The sequence below is a fragment of the Pseudomonas profundi genome, assembly GCF_008638305.1.
GTDB classification, from domain to species: domain Bacteria; phylum Pseudomonadota; class Gammaproteobacteria; order Pseudomonadales; family Pseudomonadaceae; genus Halopseudomonas; species Halopseudomonas profundi.
This window is the reverse complement of the sequence record NZ_VTPZ01000002.1, coordinates 306426-322366: the sequence shown is the minus strand read 5'-3', so window position 1 is coordinate 322366 and position 15941 is coordinate 306426. Positions and strand designations below refer to the sequence as shown.

The 15941-nt window shown below is 58.2% G+C and carries 13 protein-coding genes and 1 tRNA gene; 2 read left to right on the top strand and 12 right to left on the bottom strand.

Annotated elements, in window-relative coordinates; translation table 11 throughout:
• Positions 1-112: 112 nt before the first annotated feature.
• Positions 113-829 carry a hypothetical protein gene (locus FZE95_RS19580; protein ID WP_190324493.1) on the top strand — a complete coding sequence of 239 codons (717 nt, stop codon included), beginning with the start codon at positions 113-115 and terminating at the stop codon, positions 827-829.
• 60 nt (positions 830-889) lie between these two features.
• Here FZE95_RS19580 and rlmB read toward each other — a convergent pair whose 3' ends face one another.
• Both rlmB and rnr read right to left on the bottom strand, forming a co-directional pair.
• Entirely contained in the window at positions 890-1639 is a 750-nt protein-coding gene (gene rlmB / locus FZE95_RS04455; RefSeq protein WP_150299624.1) for a 23S rRNA (guanosine(2251)-2'-O)-methyltransferase RlmB, read from the bottom strand.
• Positions 1640-1648: 9 nt separating this feature from the next.
• Complete coding sequence (gene rnr / locus FZE95_RS04450) at positions 1649-4237, bottom strand: ribonuclease R (protein ID WP_150299623.1); 2589 nt, start codon at positions 4235-4237, stop codon at positions 1649-1651.
• Between the two features lie 178 nt (positions 4238-4415).
• On the opposite strand from rnr, the gene FZE95_RS04445 reads away from it, so the two are divergent.
• Positions 4416-4502: transfer RNA gene (locus FZE95_RS04445), tRNA-Leu, on the top strand.
• A gap of 232 nt (positions 4503-4734) precedes the next feature.
• Here the strand turns inward: FZE95_RS04445 and FZE95_RS04440 are convergent.
• The 10 genes from FZE95_RS04440 to FZE95_RS04395 all read right to left on the bottom strand — a co-directional run bounded on the left by FZE95_RS04440 (position 4735) and on the right by FZE95_RS04395 (position 15930).
• The gene (locus tag FZE95_RS04440) at positions 4735-6024 is read right to left on the bottom strand and encodes an adenylosuccinate synthase (RefSeq protein WP_150299622.1); all 1290 of its coding nucleotides are present in this window, start codon (positions 6022-6024) and stop codon (positions 4735-4737) included.
• 52 nt (positions 6025-6076) lie between these two features.
• Positions 6077-7258: an ATP phosphoribosyltransferase regulatory subunit gene (locus FZE95_RS04435; RefSeq protein ID WP_150299621.1), complete on the bottom strand. Its 1182-nt coding sequence runs from the start codon at positions 7256-7258 to the stop codon at positions 6077-6079.
• Between the two features lie 41 nt (positions 7259-7299).
• On the bottom strand, positions 7300-7494 hold the full coding sequence (locus FZE95_RS04430; protein ID WP_150299620.1) for a DUF2065 domain-containing protein: 195 nt from the start codon (positions 7492-7494) through the stop codon (positions 7300-7302).
• A gap of 135 nt (positions 7495-7629) precedes the next feature.
• Positions 7630-8502, bottom strand: a complete 873-nt coding sequence (gene hflC / locus FZE95_RS04425; protein ID WP_150299619.1) for a protease modulator HflC — start codon at positions 8500-8502, stop codon at positions 7630-7632.
• Positions 8502-9701, bottom strand: coding sequence for an FtsH protease activity modulator HflK (gene hflK / locus FZE95_RS04420; RefSeq protein WP_150299618.1), 1200 nt, complete (start codon positions 9699-9701; stop codon positions 8502-8504). Before hflK ends, hflC begins: the two co-directional genes overlap by 1 nt.
• Positions 9702-9811: 110 nt before the next feature.
• Positions 9812-11113 carry a ribosome rescue GTPase HflX gene (gene hflX, locus FZE95_RS04415; RefSeq protein WP_150299617.1) on the bottom strand — a complete coding sequence of 434 codons (1302 nt, stop codon included), beginning with the start codon at positions 11111-11113 and terminating at the stop codon, positions 9812-9814.
• Between the two features lie 17 nt (positions 11114-11130).
• Positions 11131-11385: an RNA chaperone Hfq gene (gene hfq, locus FZE95_RS04410; RefSeq protein WP_150299616.1), complete on the bottom strand. Its 255-nt coding sequence runs from the start codon at positions 11383-11385 to the stop codon at positions 11131-11133.
• Between the two features lie 309 nt (positions 11386-11694).
• Positions 11695-12687: a tRNA (adenosine(37)-N6)-dimethylallyltransferase MiaA gene (gene miaA / locus FZE95_RS04405; protein ID WP_150299615.1), complete on the bottom strand. Its 993-nt coding sequence runs from the start codon at positions 12685-12687 to the stop codon at positions 11695-11697.
• A complete protein-coding gene (mutL, locus tag FZE95_RS04400; RefSeq protein ID WP_263398679.1) occupies positions 12687-14531 on the bottom strand; it encodes a DNA mismatch repair endonuclease MutL in 1845 nt (614 codons plus the stop codon). Before mutL ends, miaA begins: the two co-directional genes overlap by 1 nt.
• A 1-nt stretch (position 14532) precedes the next feature.
• The gene (locus tag FZE95_RS04395; protein WP_223824972.1) at positions 14533-15930 is read right to left on the bottom strand and encodes an N-acetylmuramoyl-L-alanine amidase; all 1398 of its coding nucleotides are present in this window, start codon (positions 15928-15930) and stop codon (positions 14533-14535) included.
• Between the last annotated feature and the right edge of the window lie 11 nt (positions 15931-15941).

Below are 15941 nucleotides of genomic sequence, written 5' to 3'. Positions count from 1 at the left end.
TGGTGCTCCTTACGGGTTGTAGCCAGCCACCCAAATGGTCTGGCAAGGAGTAGAACTCTAGTTTGGGGCGGCTATTCTAGGGAAGGCGAAGGGAAGTAGCAAGGGGAACGCGGTGCGCAACGTACGGCTGGAAGCTGGAAGCTGGAAGCTGGAAGCTGGAAGCTGGAAGCTGGAAGCTGGAAGCTGGAAGCTGGAAGCTGGAAGCTGGAAGCTGGAAGCTGGAAGCTGGAAGCTGGAAGCTGGAAGCTGGAAGCTGGAAGCTGGAAGCTGGAAGCTGGAAGCTGGAAGCTGGAAGCTGGAAGCTGGAAGCTGGAAGCTGGAAGCTGGAAGCTGGAAGCTGGAAGCTGGAAGCTGGAAGCTGGAAGCTGGAAGCTGGAAGCTGGAAGCTGGAAGCTGGAAGCTGGAAGCTGGAAGCTGGAAGCTGGAAGCTGGAAGCTGGAAGCTGGAAGCTGGAAGCTGGAAGCTGGAAGCTGGAAGCTGGAAGCTGGAAGCTGGAAGCTGGAAGCTGGAAGCTGGAAGCTGGAAGCTGGAAGCTGGAAGCTGGAAGCTGGAAGCTGGAAGCTGGAAGCTGGAAGCTGGAAGCTGGAAGCTGGAAGCTGGAAGCTGGAAGCTGGAAGCTGGAAGCTGGAAGCTGGAAGCTGGAAGCTGGAAGCTGGAAGCTGGAAGCTGGAAGCTGGAAGCTGGAAGCTGGAAGCTGGAAGCTGGAAGCTGGAAGCTGGAAGCTGGAAGCTGGAAGCTGGAAGCTGGAAGCTGGAAGCTGGAAGCTGGAAGCTGGAAGCTGGAAGCTGGAAGGAAAAGACATTGCCGGCAGCACGTCAAGTGGTATTGATCAAGCAGCCTCGAAACCCGACGAAACCCAGGGAGTCCGGTCGGGTGTTCGATTGAACATCTAGCTCGTTTGGGTTCTTTGCCGTACGGCCTCGAACAAGCAGACTCCGGCAGCTACCGAGACGTTCAGGCTGCTCACTGCCCCGCCCATCGGGAGCTTGGCCAGGTAATCGCAATTTTCACGGGTCAAACGGCGCATACCGCTGCCCTCCGCGCCCATGACAATAACGCTGGGCACCTTGAAATCGACCTCATACAACAGCTGCTCGGCCTCGCCGGCGGCGCCCACCACCCACAACCCACGCTGCTGCAACTGCTTCAAGGTGCGCGCCAGATTCGTCACTGCCACCAGCGGAACCGTTTCAGCGGCCCCACAGGCAACCTTGCGCACGGTCGGAGACAGACTAGCTGAACGATCACGCGGAATAATCACGGCATGCGCGCCAGCTGCATCGGCGCTACGCAGGCACGCACCGAGATTATGCGGATCGGTGACGCCGTCGAGAACCAGCAGTAGCGGCACACTGTCGAGGTCATCGAGCATATGCCCAAGCATGTCTTCAGACCACAGCTGACTGGGCGTTACCACAGCGATCACACCCTGATGAACACCACCGTCAGCCAGCTTGTCGAGATCCTCTGTCGAGACATGCTGGACAGCAACCTTGTGCTGCTGCGCAAGATCCACCACCCCCTGCATCCTGGAGTCAATGCGCCCCCGCACCAGCTGTAGTTGCTTTACGCGTTTCGGCGCGTGCTGCAGCATCGCTTGTACGGCATGCAGCCCGTATACGTATTCCTTGTCACTCATTCGATTGATCTAACCTTTCTCGGGCCGAGCCTTGCGTTTGCGTGGAGGGCGAACGTTCTGCGGAGCAGGCGCAGCCTTGCTCTCGTCCTTGCTGCGACTGGACTTGCGCTCAGCCGCACGGGCAGCGCGCTTCTCCGGCGCGCGCGGCGCCTTCGCCTTGCCGCCCTTTCCGCGTCCCTTGCCGTCCCCCGCAGCAGCGCCCTTTGCCTCCTTCATCAGCTTGCTGCGCGCTGCCCGGCTCGCTTCAACATCAGCGCCACCCACCGTGGCCGGTTGATCCTTGGCCATTTCGAAGTCGATCTTGCGGTCATCCAGGTCTACCCGGGCAACCTGCACGCGAACCGAATCTCCGAGACGGAAGGTTCTACCCGAGCGCTCACCGGTAAGACGATGATGCACAGCGTCAAAATTGTAGTAATCCGCGGGCAAAGCGGTGATATGCACCAGACCCTCGACGTAGAAATCGGTCAACTCCACGAACAAGCCGAAGCCGGTGACCGCGGTGACCAGACCGTCGAAGTTGTCTCCCACACGGTCCTGCATGAACTCGCATTTGAGCCAGCTGACCACATCGCGGGTCGCCTCATCAGCGCGCCGCTCATTCTGAGAGCACTGCTCGCCAAGTTGCTCCAACGCCTGGTGGTCGTAGGGATAGATAGCCGCCTTGGCCATGGCCGGCGCACCACTTCGCTTGACCCGGTCAGTTTTTTTGCGTGAACGAATAACACTACGAATGGCGCGATGGACCAATAGATCGGGATAGCGGCGAATCGGCGAAGTGAAGTGCGTATAGGCCTCGTAGTTCAAGCCGAAATGCCCGGCATTGTTCGGGCTGTACACAGCCTGGCTGAGCGAGCGCAGCATCACAGTCTGGATCAGCTGTGCGTCCGGGCGCCCCTGCACCTTCTGCAACACAGCGCTGTAATCCTCCGGCGTCGGGTCAGCATTCTTTCGGCTCAAGGTAATGCCCATGGATGCCAGAAACTGGCGCAGCCGCTCGATCTTTTCAGGTTTCGGCGAATCGTGAACCCGGTACAACGACGGCACTTCCAACTCCTGCATGAAGCGCGCTGTGGCAACGTTGGCGCACAGCATGCTCTCTTCCACTATCTTGTGCGCATCGTTGCGGGTAGTCGGCCGAATCTCTGCAATCTTGCGATTCTCGCCAAAGATGATTCGCGTTTCGGTTGTTTCGAAATCGATTGCCCCACGCCCCTGTCTCGCCTTGGCCAATGCCTTGTACAGGTCATACAGGTTTTTCAGATGCGGCAGTACCTCGGCGTATTCCTCGCTGAGCGCCCTGCCCTCCTTGCTCCGCGGATGCTCCAGCATCGACGAGACCTTGTTGTAGGTCAGTCGGGCATGGGAGTGGATAACCGCTTCATAGAACTGAAAGTCAGTCAGCTCGCCACTCTTCGATACGGTCATCTCGCACACCATGGCGAGACGGTCCACATTCGGCATCAGTGAACAGAGACCATTGGAGATGGCCTCTGGCAACATGGGAATCACTTCGCTTGGGAAATACACCGAAGTGCCACGTAGCTCTGCCTCCTGATCCAGGGCCGACCCGAGCGGAACGTAGTGAGACACGTCAGCGATCGCCACGTAAAGTTTCCAGCCGCCGGAGAATAATCTCCAACCACTTGCCTTGTGCGGTTCAGCGTAGATAGCGTCATCGAAGTCACGGGCATCTTCGCCGTCGATAGTGACCAGCGGCAGATGCCTGAGGTCGACGCGTTTCTGTTTATCTTTTTCTTCGACGCTATCACTGAGCCGATCAGCTTCATCCAATACAGACTGCGGCCACACGCTCGGGATGTCATAGCTACGCAGCGCCACTTCAACCTCTACGCCCGGCGCCATGTAGTCGCCTACGACCTCAATGATTTCGCCCTGCGCCTGACGGTGGATCGCCGGCCACTGAGTGATGCGCACCTCGGCGTACTGACCATGCTCCGCGCCGCCATCCAGGCCCGGCGGGATCAGCACTTCCTGATTGATCTTGGCATTATCAGCCACCACATAGCCGATGCCGTTCTCGACGTAATAACGGCCTACCAGAACTTCATGGGCGCGTTCGATGACTTCCACGATCGCACCTTCACTGCGACCACGTCGATCAACGCCGGTAATCCGCGCTAGCGCTCTGTCACCATCGAACACCAGCCGCATCTGTGCTGGCCCGAGGAACATGTCATCACCACCGTCCTCCGGCACCAGGAAACCGAAGCCGTCGCGATGACCCTGCACCCGACCACGGATCAGATCCAGCTTGTCGACCGGCGCATAAGCACCACGGCGGGTGTAGATCAGCTGGCCATCGCGCTCCATGGCCCGGAGGCGGCGGCGAAGCGCCTCAATGGCATCTTCATCGTCCAGTCCAAATTCCTGCTGTAACTGCGCGCGGGTCGCAGGCGCTCCACGCTCTTCCAGCAACTGAAGAATCAGTTCGCGGCTCGGTATCGGATTGTCATATTTCTCTGCTTCGCGCTGTGCTGCGGGATCCTGATTGATCCAATCGGTGGGTCCGGAGCCCGAACGTGAAGCATTGCCCGACAAGGAAGTCGGGTCTTGGGGTTTGGTCTTTTTAGTCATAGGCACCTATTGAACCGCGAATCCGCTTCACATGCACCTGTTTCCGTCGATATACAATTATTTTTGCAAACAGGGGTTTACAGACCATTACAGGCTTCGTATTATTCGCGCCGTCAACACGACAACGGTTGGCAAGAACGAACCCAGCGTTCATCTTAGCACTCGTTGTTGATGATGCGCCCAGGTGGTGAAATTGGTAGACACGCTAGCTTCAGGTGCTAGTGGCCGCAAGGCCGTGGAAGTTCGAGTCTTCTCCTGGGCACCAATTTAAAAAACCGGACAATGTCCGGTTTTTTTGTGCCCGCTTTTCACAGCCTGCTGCTTCAGCCTACCCAAATACGTGCCAGATCCGGGCCGAAACGTCATCCGTCCGATTCAAACACCACTCTCTGCACTATAAGATCGCGCCGCCAGAACCAAAAAACCCGCATCTCTGCGGGTTCTTTGCAACCTGACCAGACGTGCAGTCTGAACAGGATCCTGCTCAGACCATCAACTCAGAAAATCTGTCGCTGAATGATGGTTTCATGGCGATCCGGGCCGGTCGAGACCAGATCAATCGGCGCACCGACCAACTCTTCGATCCGGGCAATGTAGGCGCGTGCATTGGCTGGCAGATCGTCCAGGGACTTGATGCCGAGGGTCGACTCGCTCCAACCAGGCACATCTTCGTACACCGGCTCCAGGCCGAGATAGCTGTCAGCATCCGTCGGCGCCTCGATCACCGCTCCGTCAGCATTGCGATAGCCCACGCAGATGCGGATGGTTTCAAGCCCATCGAGCACATCAAGCTTGGTCAGGCACAGCCCGCTGATACTGTTGATCTCGATGGCGCGACGCAAAATGACCGCGTCGAACCAACCACAACGGCGGGCGCGTCCGGTTGTAGAACCGAATTCATGGCCACGCTCAGCCAGACGCGCACCGGTTGCATCAAACAGCTCGGTCGGAAACGGACCCGAGCCGACCCGAGTGGTATAGGCCTTGGTAATACCCAGTACGTAGTCCAGATATAGAGGACCAAATCCCGAGCCGGTGGCGGTGCCGCCCGCCGTCGTATTGGAGCTGGTGACATAGGGATAGGTACCGTGGTCGATATCCAGCAGCGAGCCCTGGGCGCCTTCGAACATGATGTTTGCACCTTCCCGACGCAACTCATGCAGACGCGCGGTAACGTCGGTCATCAGCGGCTGGAGCCACTCGGCATAACCCATGGCTTCGTCCAGGGTTTTCTGGAAATCAACCGGCTCGACCTTGTAATAATGTTGCAGCGCAAAGTTGTGATACTCGAGCACTTCACCCAGCTTGGCGGCAAAGCGTTCGCGGTTGAACAGATCCGCTACGCGCAGCCCACGACGCGAAACCTTGTCTTCATAGGCCGGACCGATGCCGCGACCGGTCGTGCCGATCTTGGCCTCGCCACGCGCCTTTTCACGGGCCTGATCCAGCGCCACGTGATAGGGAAGGATCAGCGGACAGGCCGGGCTGATGCGCAGGCGATCTCGCACCGGAACACCTTTTGCCTCCAGCTCGCCCAGCTCCTTCAGTAGCGCCTCGGGGGACAGCACGACGCCGTTGCCGATGAAACAGGTGACGTTTTCCCGCAGGATGCCTGACGGGATCAGGTGCAGTACGGTTTTCTCGCCATCGATGACCAGGGTGTGACCTGCGTTGTGCCCGCCCTGATAGCGCACTACGGCCGCTACCTGGTCCGTCAGCAGATCCACTATCTTGCCTTTACCCTCATCACCCCATTGGGTGCCCAGGATGACAACATTCTTACCCATGTTCAGCTCTAGCCTCGTTTGTAAGTGGCGGCCCGGCAGGCCGTAGATCGAATTAAAGTTCGCTGACCTGCCAACCGCCTTCCGCATAACGCAGAATCCGGTCACAGCCGTATTCAGCAGCATCACCTTCCAGCTGTCCCGGCAACGCGACTATTACGCGCTCACCCTGGCGGCGAAGCGCAACAACTTCAGCCTGGAGACCGGCCTTGTCACTGAAAGGTGCCCAGACCCCGGCGCTGCGGCGACTGATAATCGTGCCGCGCTCAACAAGAAACTTGAGATCCGTGGAAAAGCCGGTAGCCGGTCTGGCTCTACCGAAATCCTTGCCGATATCGTCATACCGACCGCCCTGCGCGATGCTCTGGCCAACACCGGGCAGGAATGCAGCGAAAGCAACGCCTGTGTGATAGTGATAACCACGCAACTCGCCCAGATCGAAATACAAGGGGATCGCCGGATATCGCTGCTTCAGCGTTTGGGCCAGCTCAGCGAGGTCATCCAGTGCGGCCATGACCGATTCGGGAGCCCCGTCCAGCAGCACATGGGCACGTTCAAGAACTTCCATTCCGCCCGACAACTCGACCAGGCTGGACAGCATCGCGGCGATGGATGACTGCTCCAGCCCCGCTGTTATCTCCCTGACCTCGTCCACCGCCTTGCGCTGCAAGGCATTGAACAGTGCGCTCTCTACGGTCGTATCGAGTCCGGCGGCTTGCACCAGCCCGCGATAGATACCGACATGACCAATATCGAGATGGACACCCTCGACCTGACAGGCAGCCAGCGTTTCAAGCATCAAGGAGATAACTTCTATGTCGCTTGCGCAGGACGCATTGCCATACAGCTCCGCGCCGAGCTGGATCAGGCTACGGGAAGTCGACAGAGCACGTGGACGCGTATGCAATACGCTGCCGCAATAACACAGGCGGCTGACACCGTCAGCACCCAGCGTGTGGGCATCGATACGGGCGACCTGCGGCGTGATATCAGCACGGAGCCCGAGCATGCGCCCAGACAGCTGATCGGTCATTTTGAAGGTTTGCAGATCCAGATCATGCCCGGCGCCGGTAAGCAGGGATTCGAGGTATTCGATATGAGGGGTAATGACCAGGTCATAACCCCAGCTGGCAAACAGATCCAGCAATTGGCGGCGGGCGGTCTCGATGCGTGCGGCCTCTTCAGGCAGCACTTCTTCTATCCCGTCGGGCAACAGCCAACGATCAACAGTAGGCATTTTCACAACCTTATTACTTTCGCAGTGGACGCCGGTACGTGCTAGCGAAGCAGGTACAGACATGCGGTTCCGATCAACATGCTCGCCAGACCTGCAAGCCTGACCTGGCGATCAGTAAGCTGGGCAAGACTGACCAGCAGCTGCTCCCAGCGCACCGGCGCCAGAAAGGGCATCATGCCTTCAACAATCAGCATCAGACACACTGCTGTCGCAAAGCCTGACAACACACCCTGCATCCTTGATGGCAGGCCTTTTCAGGCCACAACCAGCAGAGCGCTGGTCACAAAAAAGCCGGGCTGGCCCGGCTGCGCGATTGTAGCATGTTTTCAGCCAGCCACACTCGCAACATGGCGAGTGTGGCTGAGGCTGTATCAGCGGCCCTGGCCCCGCTGCAAGTACTGGAAGAACTCGCTTTCAGGATCGAGGACGAGTATGTCCGACTTATCCGAAAAGCTCTGGCGATAAGCCTGCAAACTACGATAGAAAGAATAGAACTCCTGATCCTTGTTGTAGGCGTCGGCATAGATCGAAGCAGCCTGTGCATCACCATCACCGCGAATTTCTTCAGCCTCACGGAAGGCCTCGGCAAGAATGACCCGCTGCTGACGATCAGCATCTGCACGAATCCCTTCAGCCAGCTCGCGACCCTTGGCGCGGTGCTCACGGGCTTCCCGTTCACGCTCGCTACTCATCCGCTCGAACACACTGCGGTTTACCTCGCGCGGCAGATCCATGGCTTTAACCCGAACGTCCAACACCTCAATACCGAGTTCACGCTGCGCGCTGCTATTCAGCGACTCGGTAATATCCGCCATCAGCTGATCGCGTTCGCCGGAGACTACTTCATGCAGAGTACGACGGGCGACTTCGTTACGGAGCCCTGATTCGAGCTGACGAGACAGACGCTCCTCAGCCAAGGTCCGCAGCCCGGACGTGGACGTATAGTAACGCTGCACATCCGCAACCCGCCATTTGGCGTACGAATCCACCATCAGGGCTTTCTTTTCCAGGGTCAAAAAGCGCTGGGTGGCCGTATCAAGCGTCAGCAAGCGCGCATCGAATTTTTTCACATCCTGCACGAACGGCAACTTGAAGTGCAGCCCCGGCTCGAGGTCAGCCTTGACCACCTTACCGAACTGCAGCACCAGACCCCTTTCAATCTGACTGACTACAAAAAAACTGTTCCAGGCAACCACCAACACTACAAGTGCGGTAATCAGGCCAAACATCGACTTGTTAGTCATTAACGAGTCTCCCTAGCGCGCGGATCGCGTGGCGGCAACTGCACTGGCGTCCGCGTGGAAGCATCAGCCCCAGATGAATAACTGGTCGAACCCGACGACGATCCGCCAGACCCGGACCCACCCTGCTGCATCAATTTGTCCAACGGCAGGTACAACAGATTGTTGCTGCCTTCGCCACCAGATACCAGAACCTTGCTGGTATTACTCAGGACGTCCTGCATGGTGTCCAGATACAGACGCTCACGCATGACCTCCGGCGATTGCTGATACTGTCCAACCAACAGGTTGAAGCGTTCAGCCTCACCCATCGCGCGGGCTACTACTTCGTCACGATAACCGCTGGCTTCTTCCAACAGCCGCTGAGCCTGACCGCGCGCTTCGGGAATGACGCCGTTGGCATAGGATTCAGCCTGGTTACGCTCGCGGACTTCGTCTTCACGCGCCCGGATGACATCGTCGAAAGCGTCCTGCACTTCATCTGGAGCCTGAGCGCTTTCGATATTCACCTGCACGACCGTGATACCGGTATTGTACAAATCGAGATAGCGCTGAAGCCGCTCTGCAGTTTCCACCGCCATCTGCTCACGTCCTTCGGTGAGCACCTGGTGCATCGACGTGGAGCCCACCACGTGACGCAACGCACTCTCGGTGGCGTGACGCAGACTGGTTTCCGGATCCTCGTTCATCAACACGAAGTTTTCCAGATTGGAGATACGGTACTGCACCGCCAGCGGCACTTCCACGATGTTTTCATCTTCGGTCAACATCTGCCCTTGCTGGCGATACGAGCGAACCTGAGTCACGTTGCGCTGGAATTTGCGTTCAAAGGGAGGGAAATATAAATGCAGGCCCGACTCAACAGTACGGTGATAATCACCGAAACGCAGAACGATGGCCTGTTCCTGCTCGTCAACCATATACACAGCATTGAACAACCAGACAGCGAGAATGATCAGGCCAGCGACAATCCACATGCCCTTCGGGATACCGGCACCACCGCTGCCAGTTCCTTTGCCTCGATCACCACCGCCCTTTTTGCCACCGAACATCTTGTTGAGGCTATCCTGAAGCTTCTTCAATGCTTCGTCCAGATCCGGCGGACCTTGCTTGCCGCCGCGATTACCGCCCCGGTTTCCGCCACTTCCCCAGGGATCCTGGTTATTCGAATTGTTACCACCACCAGGCTCATTCCAGGCCATAGCGTTCTCCGTTGTTTGAAACGTTACGTCGCGAAGTCATGCACGCCCGACGCGGATCCGGGCAATCTTACCGCAAAAGCCGATGGCAGCGCGAACCGCTGCCAGAAGCATTATTGCAGAGTGTGTTGTTTGAGAAAGTCGTCCATCTGCCACCCCTCGCGCTTGAGCAACCGATTGAAATCGCTACGCGGAAGCCGTACTTCGAGCTGCTGACGTCCGTCCTCGGCGACACGCTCGCCGAGGACTGCCCCTGCATCGTAAAATTGCGCGCGTAACCGGGCTTCCGCATGCTCGAGCAGCAACCACTCCTGCATCATGTCTTCACCCAGTCGCTCGGCAATCGCCTGAGCGACCAGCTCAAGACCCTGTCCGCTTTGGGCGGAAATCCAGACGCGCACCGGTTTGCCCTGCTCGTCGCGCTGAATCTGCGGCTCAAAACCGTCCAACAGGTCGATCTTGTTGTAGATCTCCAGAATCGGGAGCTCCAGCGCGCCAATTTCGTTCAGAACCAGGTGGACCTGTTCAATGTGTGAGGTGCGCTCATCGTCAGCCGCATCGATCACGTGCAGCAACAGGTCGGCCTGGCTGGACTCCTCCAACGTGGCGCGGAAGGCCTCTACCAGCTTATGCGGCAAGTGCCTGATGAATCCCACCGTGTCAGCCAGAATCGCCGGACCAATCTCGGCAAGCTCGATTCGGCGCAAAGTCGGATCAAGCGTCGCAAACAGCTGGTTTGCAGCGAAAACACTGGATTCGGTGAGAACATTGAACAGGGTAGATTTACCGGCATTGGTATAACCGACCAGCGACACAACCGGAATTTCCGCACGCTGACGGGAACGGCGCGCCTGCTCTCGCTGGCTGCGAACCTTTTCAAGGCGCTGGGATATCTGCTTGATGCGTACACGCAACAAGCGTCTGTCGGTTTCAAGCTGCGTTTCACCCGGACCACGCAGACCGATACCGCCCTTCTGGCGCTCAAGGTGAGTCCAGCCCCGCACCAGGCGCGTGCTCAGGTGATCAAGCTGAGCCAGCTCTACCTGCAACTTGCCTTCATGGGTCCGCGCGCGCTGAGCAAAGATATCCAGAATCAGCCCCGTACGATCGATCACGCGACACTTCAGCTCGCCCTCAAGGTTACGTTCCTGACTGGGGGAAAGTGTGTGATTGAAGATGACCAGGTCGCCTTCATGGCTGGCGACCAGCTCGCGCAGCTCATCTACCTTGCCGGCGCCAACCAGAAATCTTGGGCTCGGCTGAAACCGGTTTACCGTGAGGAAAGCGACAATATCCGCTCCAGCAGACGCGACCAGCTCAAGAAATTCCTGCGGATCTTCCCGGCTGGACTCATCCATGCCTTCGAGATGAACGAGCACAGCTCGCTCACCCCCTTCATGGCGTTCAAAAAACAATCAGGCCTCCGCGATTATCAAGGATTGCCAGCTTCAGCCTCATCGCCTGTAGCCTGGACCGGGAGCCGCACCGGCCGTCCCGGCACCACGGTCGAAATCGCATGCTTGTAGACCATCTGGCTGACAGTGTTTTTCAAGAGAATAACGAACTGATCGAAAGACTCGATCTGTCCCTGCAGCTTGATGCCGTTTACAAGATAAATTGATACCGGAACACGTTCCTTGCGCAGAACGTTCAGGTAAGGGTCTTGTAGTGAATGCCCTTTTGACATTGCCTCACTCCTTAATGGGAACCGTTTTTTTATGAAGCCTCTGGATAATCTGTTTCAGAGGTTTCTTAAGCATTTAAATGCGTTTTTTGCCGGCCTGTCCATTATCCCTAAGACGAGCAGGCAGTATCCTTACGGAACTTCTGAATAACTGCTGCGCTCGGCCAAGCTGCGTGGAAATCTTCCTCAAAATGCTCATTTACACTGCGTAAACTGCGCGTTTTCGTCGAATTTCGTCTTGCCTGACCTTCGCTCGCTACGTTTCCAGAGGCTCCTATGACTGCAAAACAAGGTTAGCAGAACATCTGTGAACTATATTGTGATCCGCTCCAGACGTTTCAAGGCCATCCCGAATCTTTTTGGATCCAGACTGTCGAGCCACTCGATTTCGGCCTCCCATCCGCGCAACCAGGTGAACTGACGCTTGGCCAACTGACGCGTAGCAATAACCCCACGTTCGACCATTTCCTGATAGGACAGTTTGCCTTCCAGAAAGTCCCAGACTTGCCGGTAACCTACGGCTCGCACGGACGGCATCGTCGTATCAAGATCTCCCCTCGCGTAAAGTGTTTCGACTTCCTGTACGAAACCCTGCTCAAGCATCAGAGCAAAACGCCGTGCAATACGATCATGGACAACATGACGTTCTGCGGGTGCGATCGCCATGTGGTGCATAGTATAGGGTAATTTCTGCCCCGCGGGCGCGCCCGCTTCGGCTTTTTCTTGCGCCTGGCGGGCGTGCCAGGTGCTAAGCGGCACCCCCGAGATCAGATACACCTCATACGCGCGCTGGATGCGCTGGGGATCGTTCGGATGGATTCGTGCAGCGACTGCTGGATCGACCTTGGCCAGCTCGGCATGCACCGCTGGCCACCCCTGCTGTAGAGCCAGACTGGTGATACGTTGCCGAACAATCGGATCAGCAGATGGCATCTGGGCCAGCCCGCCAGACAGGGCTTTGAAATACAGCATGGTGCCGCCCACCAGCAACGGAATGCGGCCACGCCTCGTGATCGCAGCCAGCAACTCGATTGCATCATCACGAAACCTTGCCGCCGAATAGGCTTCAGCCGGATCCAGAATATCCACCAGGTGATGCGGATACGCCGCCAGGGTCGCGGCGTCCGGCTTGGCCGTGCCAATATCCATGCCGCGATACACCAGCGCAGAATCGACACTGATCAGTTCGCACGGCAAGTGATCCGCCAGATGTAAAGCGAGCTCGGTCTTGCCTGAGGCAGTGGGGCCCATCAGACAGATCACCGGCGGCAACGCCGCGTCAGGTGCCCCGTCGAGACTATCCATCAGCGGCCACGCAGGAACAGCTTGTCCAGCTCCGGCATACTCATCTGCGTCCAGGTAGGACGGCCGTGATTGCACTGGCCACTTCGCTCAGTCTGCTCCATATCGCGCAGCAAGCCGTTCATCTCGGTCAGGGTCAGGCGTCGGTTGGCGCGAATGGCTCCGTGACAGGCCATCGTCCCGAGCAGTTCATTCAGGTGCGCTTGAACGCGATCGCTGGTGCCGTATTCCATCAGATCAGCCAACACATCCCGAACCAGCTGAGGCGCATCCGCCTGTCGCAGCAGCGAGGGGATCTCACGGATCGCCAGGCTTTCCGGCCCCATGCGCTGTAACGAAAATCCGAGCCGGTTAAACCAGGCAGCATGTTCTTCGGCACAGTCCGCTTCACGCTGACTGACCGCGATCGACTCAGGGACCAGCAGCGGCTGACTGCGCAATCCCTCCTGGTCCATGGCCAGCTTGAGCCGTTCATAGGTGATGCGTTCATGAGCTGCATGCATATCGACCACGACGAGCCCCTGGGCATTTTCTGCAAGAATGTAGACGCCATGCAGCTGCGCAACGGCGTAGCCCAGCGGCGGGATATCCTGACCATCAGGCATCGCTGGCCTTGGAGACTCGGGCGCAGCGCCGTACAGACTGCCGTACGCTTCGGTCGCGCCAGCCAATGCCGTTACCGCCGGGCGTTCGGAAAACGGCTGGGCGGGGCCGGCCGTCCAGGCAGCAGCGGGCTCGGCCAACGGCATATGCGTCTGCCCGGAGAACACGCCAGCAGATAGCCCAGAGGCAACGGGCATGGCTTCCGTCGTTTGATCCGGTAATCCTTGGGCCTGTTCGCCGGGACGCTGGTCTGCCAGCGCCCGATATAACGTGCTGAACAGAAAATCATGCACCATGCGACCGTCGCGGAAGCGCACCTCATGCTTGGTCGGATGTACATTGACATCGACCACGGCCGGATCGACCTCCAGGAACAATACGAAGGTCGGATGACGACCATTGAACAGCACATCACGGTACGCCTGGCGAACCGCGTGGGCGACCAGCCTGTCCTTGATCATCCGACCGTTCACAAAAAAGTACTGCAAATCAGCCTGACTGCGCGAGAAGGTTGGCATGCCGACCCAGCCCCACAAACGCAGCCCGTCGCGCTCACTATCGATATTCAGCGATTGCTCGACAAACGCAGGACCGCATACGCTGGCAACGCGCCGCCGGGCTTCCTGCTCGGTGCGCGCCGGTCGCAGCCCAAGCACGCTACGTCCGTTGTGCCGCAGATTGAAAGCCACATCAAAACGCGACAGCGCCAGCCGCTTGACGACTTCCTCAAGATGGGAGAATTCGGTCTTCTCGGTACGCAAAAATTTTCTTCGGGCCGGCGTGTTGAAGAACAGATCGCGCACTTCAACTGTGGTGCCTCGCGGGTGCGCTGCAGGCTGCAGACGCGGCGCCATATCCCGCCCTTCAGTCTCGACCTGCCAGGCCTGATCAGCCCCTTCCGCGCAGGAAGTCAGACTCAGGCGCGATACCGAACTGACCGACGCCAGCGCTTCGCCGCGGAACCCTAGCGTGGCGACCCGCTCGAGATCATCCAGATCGCGGATTTTGCTGGTCGCGTGTCGTGATAACGCCAGTGGAAGATCATTCTCAACGATCCCAACCCCATCGTCACGCACGCGCAGCAGCTTGACACCGCCTTGCTCGACATCGATGTCGATGCGCAACGCCCCGGCATCAAGACTATTCTCGAGCAGTTCCTTGATGACCGAAGCGGGACGCTCAACGACCTCGCCTGCGGCAATCTGGTTGGCCAACCGAGGGCTCAGCAACTCTATGCGGGACATCTCAGGACTCATTCTTGACCAGCACGCTACCAGCAGGGACCTTGAGTACCTGACCAACCCGGATTTCGTCGCTGCCACCCAGGCGGTTCGCCTGTTTCAGGCTCGCCAGGCTGATGTTGTAGCGCGCAGCGATCATCGTCAGGGTATCGCCACGGGTAACGGTATGTTCCCGCGGACCCTGGGCGATCTTGCCATTCGCCTTGAGCGAAGCGACGCGGGTCCCCGGTGGCGGGTTACGCAGAAAATAGTCATGAATACCGCCCTGAATGGCACGCGCCAGTGATCGCTGATGTTTGCGGGTAACCAGCTTTTGCGCTTCGCCCGGGTTGGAGATAAAGCCGGTTTCGATCAGGATGGACGGGATATCCGGTGACTTGAGCACCATGAAGCCCGCCTGTTCGACGCGACGCTTGTGCAGCGGTGTGATCTTGCCGATAGAGCCCAGAACCTGATTGCCGACATCAAGACTGGCCGACAGGGACGCCGTCATCGACAGGTCGAGCAGCACACTGGCCAGCACCTGATCCTTGTTGCCCAGACTGACGCCCCCTACCCCGCCAATCAGGTCGGAACGGTTTTCCTTGTCGGCCAGCAACCTCGCCGTTTCAGATGTCGCGCCATTGTCCGACAGGGCGAATACCGAGGCGCCGAATGCGCTGGTGCGGGTGAACGCATCAGCGTGAATCGATACGAACAGGTCGGCATTGTGCTTACGCGCAATTTCGGTGCGCTTGCGCAAGGGAATAAAATAATCACCGGTACGCACCAGCTCGGCCCGGAAGCCGGGTTCGGCATCGATCAGCGCTTTCAAATCACTCGCGATAGCCAGCACCACATCTTTCTCCCGGGCGCCTTTATGACCCACGGCCCCCGGGTCTTCCCCTCCGTGACCGGCGTCTACCGCGACGATAATGTCACGGTTACCGATAACACTGGCGGACCGGGTCGGCTTTTGCGGTAAGGGTGACGCCGAGGGCTCGGGTGACGTTTGCGACTGCAGCGGGTTTGGCGGCTGACCATCATCAAAGAGATCCAGCACCAGTCGATGTCCGTACTGCTGATTGGGCGGCAATGCGAAACTTTTCGCGGTAACCCTTTGTTTCAGATCAATAACGACTCGCAGATCGCTGCCGTTACGCTGAGCTGACCGCAAGCCGCTGAGCGGGGTATCCGCAAGCGGGAGCGCATCCGTCGCGGCGCTGAAATTGGCATTGGAAAGGTCAACGACAATGCGTTCCGGGCTGCTCAGGGTAAACAGTTTGTGGTCAGCCGGACCGCTCAGGTCGAATACCACGCGGGTATTGTCCGGCGCACGCCAGACCCGCACGTTCTCGATCTCCGCTGCGCTCACCGTACCTGCGACCAGCGCACACAAGGTTACCAGTGCCCAGACGGCCAGTGCCTTGCCTT

Coding starts and splice junctions, on each gene's coding strand:
- rlmB (WP_150299624.1), bottom strand. CDS start 1,639: ATGAGTGACAAGGAATACGTATACGGGCTGCATGCCGTACAAGCGATG.
- rnr (WP_150299623.1), bottom strand. CDS start 4,237: ATGACTAAAAAGACCAAACCCCAAGACCCGACTTCCTTGTCGGGCAAT.
- FZE95_RS04440 (WP_150299622.1), bottom strand. CDS start 6,024: ATGGGTAAGAATGTTGTCATCCTGGGCACCCAATGGGGTGATGAGGGT.
- FZE95_RS04435 (WP_150299621.1), bottom strand. CDS start 7,258: ATGCCTACTGTTGATCGTTGGCTGTTGCCCGACGGGATAGAAGAAGTG.
- FZE95_RS04430 (WP_150299620.1), bottom strand. CDS start 7,494: ATGCAGGGTGTGTTGTCAGGCTTTGCGACAGCAGTGTGTCTGATGCTG.
- hflC (WP_150299619.1), bottom strand. CDS start 8,502: ATGACTAACAAGTCGATGTTTGGCCTGATTACCGCACTTGTAGTGTTG.
- hflK (WP_150299618.1), bottom strand. CDS start 9,701: ATGGCCTGGAATGAGCCTGGTGGTGGTAACAATTCGAATAACCAGGAT.
- hfq (WP_150299616.1), bottom strand. CDS start 11,385: ATGTCAAAAGGGCATTCACTACAAGACCCTTACCTGAACGTTCTGCGC.
- miaA (WP_150299615.1), bottom strand. CDS start 12,687: ATGGATAGTCTCGACGGGGCACCTGACGCGGCGTTGCCGCCGGTGATC.
- mutL (WP_263398679.1), bottom strand. CDS start 14,531: ATGTCCCGCATAGAGTTGCTGAGCCCTCGGTTGGCCAACCAGATTGCC.